The organism is Microbacterium sp. ISL-103 (assembly GCF_018613995.1).
Classification (GTDB): Bacteria; Actinomycetota; Actinomycetes; order Actinomycetales; family Microbacteriaceae; genus Microbacterium.
This window is the reverse complement of sequence record NZ_JAGGPD010000033.1, coordinates 1-5,976: the sequence shown is the minus strand read 5'-3', so window position 1 is coordinate 5,976 and position 5,976 is coordinate 1. Positions and strand designations below refer to the sequence as shown.

Genomic DNA, 5,976 nt, shown 5'->3' with positions numbered 1-5,976 from the left:
AACCAGTCCCGGTTGTCGGGCGGGTCGGTGGGGGCGTCTGTCGAGTGAAGGTGGCGAAGCGCAGCTGAGAGCCGTTGGGCGCGCTGGTAGGGGAATCGGTAGCGCCTCTTACTCTGTCCCACGGTGAGCGGTCGGATGAGGATCTCCTCGATGGCGCTTGCGCTTGGCGTGGGGTTGTCCTGGAGGAGGTTGTCGCGGAGCGCCTCGAAGGCGGCGAGTCCCAGCTCGTAGGGCATTCCGAACCCGCCCAGCATGCACAGCGCAACCTCGTCGTAGAGGGATTCGGTGAGCTGATGGCGAAGCGGTTCGTCCGATCTCGCAGAGCGCCTGGTCGCCTCCAGCCAGTACGCGGCGGTGCCGTGCTCCCAGGTGTGCCCCCATCGCACGTCTCTCGAACCCCATCGTCCTGTGGCGAGGGTGACGGTCCGTGTGTCCGTCGCAACTTCGTGCGCCAGCGTCATCAGGGTGCCTCCGTAGGGAACTGGGTGAACAGGTCATCGAGGGAGCAGCCGAGGGTTCGCGCGAGCCGGCCGATTGCAGGCGCCTCGCGTGTGCGGCGGACACTCCCGCGGTCCGAGCAAGAAACTCCCTGGACCACTCCCGCTCTATGCGCCGCGCCTTTACCGTAGCCGGTTCTGCCGTCGCCTCACTATTGATCTCGCCGCTGGCGAGCGAGTTGATCTCCCGGAAGCGCACCGTTGGCTGAACGGGAACTTCTCCATCTGGTGATTCCAGGGGCCCTTCCGCAACTGCATCGAGCGCACGGAAAGCCGCGGGAAGTCAGGCCTAGCGGGGGGACCCTCGTTCCCGCTGTGTCGTCCTTCCCGTGAGTCGCTGGCCCCGATGAACTGACGCAGGTCTCTGGGCTGCTCCCGAAGAGACCGTTATGCGCCGGTGGGCGCGGCTCCAGATGCTCCTGCGCGGTCTGCAGCAACGCAGGACAGATGTCGCCCCATCTCGCGTTCCGTCAGCTGTTTGCCCCGCTGCCTCCCGCTGCATACAGAGATCGAGCCAACATAGCGCGCCTCTCCCCCGCAATCCCGCGGATGAATGGCGCTCATCTCTCGAGCGACCGGAACTCCGCAATCGGGCTTGGACATACCAAAGCGAATCCATTCCCTACCGGAGGAGCTTTCCTTGTCCCGACGATTCCTGTCCGTTTCAGCGGTCATCCTCGCAACGCTCGTCATCACCAGCGCGGCACCAGCATTCGCCTCGTCCGACCCTCCCCTTCCCGCTGCATGCACCGTTGGCGGAGTGGCGATCCCTGAAGGGGATCCGATCCCCGAAGATGTTCCGGAGGTTATCTCCTGCTTCTCATCTGTCGAGGAGGCCGAGCAGTTCATCGAAGACGGCGCCCCTGGGGACTACGAGCAACTGATTCCTGTCGGTGTCAGCAGTCGCTCCGTGTCCGCAGCAGCGACGGTCACCGTCGGAAAGATCTGGACCGGAACGTCGCGAACCGGTTCAGTTCTGATCCATTGGGGCTCCGGTAGCGGGTGCTACGGCGTTACATTCGGATTCCCAAGCCTCGGATCGGGGTGGAACAACAACGTGCGCTCCGCGGAGGGGTTCAGCAACTGCTGGTCCTCGCAATACGACGGCACGAGCTACACGGGGTCGGTACTCACTTGCGCGCCATACTGCTCGTCGCTCGGAGCGCTCGCGGCGAAGACATCGTCCATCGTCTACCGTCCGGTCGGAACGTTCGGCTGAGCTCCGTCTGTGTCAGCTCTTATACGGGTGCAGGCGAAGCGTTGAACATTCGATTTTCCCTGGGACGACAGCAGCACCCCCGCCGTCAGTGACACACGTCGTGAACTCAGGCGGAGCTACAGCCGGTTCCGGCGTCGCGGACAGCGGATCAGTCTCCGCAAACGCACCCGACTCCCACATCTGAACACAGACGGCCTCAGCGTCCTCAATAGGTACGACACCGTCTGGCGTGGCGATGCTCACTGCCGCGCCAGACAGTGTCCCGTCCGGATTCCGGTACGGACCTTCAAGGCACTGGACGATGCTGGTGTCGTCCACCGGACGTTCCTCGAGGAGAACGACTGCCGCCACCCCGGCACCCGCGAGCACGAGAACGCTGCCGGCTATCGACAACCGGCCCCATATCGTCTTCCACCACACCCGGCGTGAGAGGTCTTGACGCATCTGCTCGATCAGGAGGTCCTGGACCTCTCTGCGGTGTGGCATGCCACCGGACTGGTCAGTCATGCGTTCGCCTCCTCTGAGGTGGGAGCATACTCGTGCAGCGTCCCGCGAAGCTTCGCCTTCACTCGGGATAGACGGGACTTGACCGTGCCTTCTGGGATTCCGAGAACAACTGCAGCCTCCGATGCGGGCAACTCATGGACGACGCACAGAACAACTACGCTCGCATCGCGGGGATTTAGCTCGAGCAGCGCCTGTCGCACGCTGCGCGAGATCTTCAGCGCGTCCATGGCGCGGACAACTTCGTCGGCGTGGTCGGGGACGTCGCCATCGTGCGGAATGCGGTTGAGAAGGCGCTGATAGCGGCGACGAGAGCGCAGACTGTTTTTCGCGGCGTACGAGGTCGTGGCTAGCAGCCAGGGAAGCACAGAGCCATCGACGACACGGACCTTGTCTCGTTTCCGCCACAGTTCGAAGAACGCCGTAGCAGCAACTTCCTCGGCATCCCACGTTGTGCGCATGAGAACGAGCGAGGTCCGAAATACCGGCGCTTGATGCCGGTCGTGAAGCATGCGGTACGCCGGCTCGTCGCCGCGCGATAAGCGATAGAGGAGTTCACCGTCGCTCGGCGCTCTCGACATTGTGTACTCGGACACTGCCTCACCTCGAACGTTGCGACGGGGGCTGTCCGGCCGCTCCTTCAAGTCTAAACGCGGTTGCGAGGAGCATCCGGCCATTGACCGGACGCCCCACGCGGGCACTCTTCGAACGGTGCCCGCAGCGGAATCTGCGTGCGGATCCTCGCTCTGGACGACGAGACCAATGAAGGTCATACCGTGGTCTCGCCTTAATTACTCGTGTACGCGGACTTCAGAAGGGCCGATGAGGTTCTCGTCGGCCCTTCCGAAGCCGCAGGCAGCGTCACCGTATGTCAGGCCACGCTCGCTCCCTGTTGGTCGTCACCGAAGCCCCCGGTCGCGATGTATGGCGGGACCGGCTTGACCTTCGGATCGAGGTTCACCGCTTCACGCTCGTACAACGCCAGGTAGTCAAGTGGAGCGACATTCTCCCCATGACTTCGGGTGGGATCAATCGCATCATGGCGGCAGCATCATCAAGGATCTCGTTGTCGACGGGCTCGGAATAGTCGTAGCGGATGGAGTGGATGTGCTCGTTCTCGTCGATGAGCACCATCAGGGCGCGGTCTGACTTGATCTGATGCTTCTTCAGCACCGCGTAGCGGGCGAGATGCTCACTCGCCGTCGTAGCTGGCATGAGAGCCGGCTTAGACCCGATGAAGAGCGTCGGGTAGCCCCAAGCGCCCGCGAATGCGGTGAACGATGTGTGCGCCGCTCCGTCTTTCGCCGTCATCGCCGCGACGTGCTCAAGCGCATGCGCGACGCCCTCCTGACCTTCGCTACTGAGATTGAGGAGGTCTGCGCTGAAGCGGAACCAACCGGGTTTGCGCTCGTCCTGGAGGAAGTTCACTAGCTGGTTCACTCGAGCGTCCGTGAGGAAGGACGGCTTCGACGCGGGCTCTTCGCTAGCCCCGTTCGCGTAATAGATCCATGCGTCGAGCGGATCCGTGTGCGTGGATACCTGCGTGGGCACGGAGGCTTCCCGATAGCGTCGGCGATCTCGACTTGTGGGGCGAGGCACCCCCCAAGAACTCCTCGCTCACACGCTCCGGGTCCGGATCCACGTAGAGTCCCCCCTGCAGGAACAGCATGAACAGGTCCAGTTCGTCGAGTGCCTCGAACCGCAGAGACACCTCCGATTCCGTCCGTCGACGGAGGTATAGGAGGAACTCCGCTGGCCTATCCACGACGTCGGCGACGACCATCAGGTCGTGCAGGCTCACGATCCATGGAAACCGGTCGCTGGTGACGACATTGGCTCTGACCAAAGCGTCCAATCCCGTAGCGAGCGGACCCAAGTCGTCGAGGCACACCGCGACGGAACGGATCTCCCGAACCTTCGACAAATCCCACCACGAGCGGTCTTCGAGCCAGAGCCCCCCGTTGACCCTGATGTGCTCTTCGAGGCGCTGCGCCTGCTGTGTGGCGCTGCCGATGGTCGCCTTCAGGTCTGCGCTCAGCCGTTGAACATGGCCGCCTCGCGCCTGACGCGAGAGACTCTTTCCCTTGACCTCGACGCAGATCGCCACATCCTCTATCAAGAACAGCCCGTCCGCCTCCGTCTGCTCGGCAACAGCGGTGATATTTTCGGCGTCCTTGCCAAGTGCGGTGACGTCGACATCGGGGTTCGCGCGGAAGTACTTGAGGTTCGCGTGTGAAGCGTTGGAGCCCAGCAGCTTCGTCAGCTGAGCGAGCGCGTACTCTTCGCTTACCGTGACCCTGCGACGCTCGTAGGTTCGGAATCGTTTCGGGTTCTTGTTGAGCGCCTCCTCCGCGACCTGTCGGAAGCAATCCATTCCGATAGGTGACCCAATGGAGACGTAGTTGCCGTCCGTGTCGCGGATGAGATCGGCGGTACGGAACGGGCTATCTCCAGTGAGACGTGACTGCACGGCTGCTGCCGCGTCGAACTCGGCATCGAATCCTGCACTGAATAGGTCCAGGACATGTTGCGTGGTGGCGATGTCCACGGACGCGACAGCGGAGACGTCCGCAGCGGTGAACGTTGCCTTGCTCCCGGGCGTTGCCTTCCACGCGTCCCAAGCCTCTCGGAGCTTCTCCTTGAACGCCTCATCCGGTTGTTCGGAGTCGCTGCTCTGAAACTGCTCGTAGAGTTTCTCGCATGGCGTCGACGTCGGAGAGCATCTTTTCGCTTCTCACCTGGATGATGCCGTCGCGCACGGAGATGAACTCCTCGAAGGTGAACCCCAGCGCCTCCTTGAGAAGATCGCCGATATGCGCACTCGCGAATAGCGCTTCATTGATGTCGTCGTGGATGTGCGTGTACTGCTTGCCACGCACGGAGACGTCCATTCCCACGTATTGAGCGGAGAGCATGGTGAGGGGCCCATGCTTGTTCGCCATGCCGGAGGCGAACAAGCTGAACGAGCTGGCGAGGAGCATCTCGCTCACTCGCTCGTGGAGGTCTTCGACAACCGCCTCTAGGCCCTCAACCTGAGGCTCACTATCCGGGAGCCGGTGACCACGAGCCAGCATGATCAGCGCGGCAATCTCGACGGCGACCGGGAGGTGCTGAGCGAGGCTCTCCCGATAGCCCTCCAACCTCGTAGGGACCTCATACATGCGCGTTAGCTCGATGAGGTCGAAGGCGTCGACGCCCTTCACTGCCTCGGCGATGCTATGAACGTGCTGCCGAATGATGTCGGGCGAGCGCTCCGCGTATTCTTGCGCGCCCTCGCCGTCGCCGAAGCGTCCCAGCATCGCCGCCATCCGCGCCAGCGTGGCGCCCATACCCTCGTCGTCTGCCGCGATGATCTTCCGAGTCGGCGTGTTCTTGCGGTTCCCCATGTCGTTCCCCAATCTTGCTCAGGCTAGCTCGGCCGTCGGACAGCGGACCATGACCGCTCTCGACTCTCGACTCTCGTTGAAGCTCCATCCGCACACGAGCATGTGTTTCGCCGCTGAGTGTGGGGGAACTTGGTCACGCCTCGTAGTGTTCCGCTACGCGCTCACAGTTTTACCTACGAATGGGACTGTGAGCTTGGAGATCGGGCACACTACCGCGGTGGCGGGCTGCAACACATGGAACGTCCGCCGATTCTGACGACTAAGCGGACGTGAGCCCTCAGCGCGCGAGCGCGAATCCTCGGGGGTGAGGCCAGAATCATCCCGAAAGCTCGCGTTCTCCAGACGGCGTCGACGTCCTACGCCGATGTAC

7 protein-coding genes are annotated in these 5,976 nt (G+C 62.8%); 1 reads left to right on the top strand and 6 read right to left on the bottom strand.

Going from position 1 to position 5,976, the window contains the following annotated elements:
* On the bottom strand, positions 1-254 hold a 254-nt coding region (locus tag J7E68_RS01495; RefSeq protein ID WP_215169200.1), incomplete at its 3' end, for a hypothetical protein.
* A gap of 883 nt (positions 255-1,137) precedes the next feature.
* On the opposite strand from J7E68_RS01495, the gene J7E68_RS01490 reads away from it, so the two are divergent.
* The gene (locus J7E68_RS01490) at positions 1,138-1,716 is read left to right on the top strand and encodes a hypothetical protein (protein ID WP_215169198.1); all 579 of its coding nucleotides are present in this window, start codon (positions 1,138-1,140) and stop codon (positions 1,714-1,716) included.
* A 12-nt stretch (positions 1,717-1,728) separates the two neighbouring features.
* Here J7E68_RS01490 and J7E68_RS01485 read toward each other — a convergent pair whose 3' ends face one another.
* The 5 genes from J7E68_RS01485 to J7E68_RS01465 all read right to left on the bottom strand — a co-directional run bounded on the left by J7E68_RS01485 (position 1,729) and on the right by J7E68_RS01465 (position 5,606).
* Positions 1,729-2,223, bottom strand: a complete 495-nt coding sequence (locus tag J7E68_RS01485) for a hypothetical protein (RefSeq protein ID WP_215169196.1) — start codon at positions 2,221-2,223, stop codon at positions 1,729-1,731.
* Entirely contained in the window at positions 2,220-2,816 is a 597-nt protein-coding gene (locus tag J7E68_RS01480) for an RNA polymerase sigma factor (RefSeq protein ID WP_215169194.1), read from the bottom strand. Before J7E68_RS01480 ends, J7E68_RS01485 begins: the two co-directional genes overlap by 4 nt.
* Before the next feature lie 361 nt (positions 2,817-3,177).
* The gene (locus J7E68_RS01475) at positions 3,178-3,648 is read right to left on the bottom strand and encodes a hypothetical protein (protein WP_215169192.1); all 471 of its coding nucleotides are present in this window, start codon (positions 3,646-3,648) and stop codon (positions 3,178-3,180) included.
* 55 nt (positions 3,649-3,703) lie between these two features.
* Positions 3,704-4,768 (bottom strand): hypothetical protein, encoded by a 1,065-nt coding sequence (locus tag J7E68_RS01470; RefSeq protein ID WP_215169190.1) that lies wholly within the window; start codon positions 4,766-4,768, stop codon positions 3,704-3,706.
* A 100-nt stretch (positions 4,769-4,868) separates the two neighbouring features.
* Positions 4,869-5,606, bottom strand: a complete 738-nt coding sequence (locus J7E68_RS01465) for a hypothetical protein (RefSeq protein WP_215169188.1) — start codon at positions 5,604-5,606, stop codon at positions 4,869-4,871.
* Between the last annotated feature and the right edge of the window lie 370 nt (positions 5,607-5,976).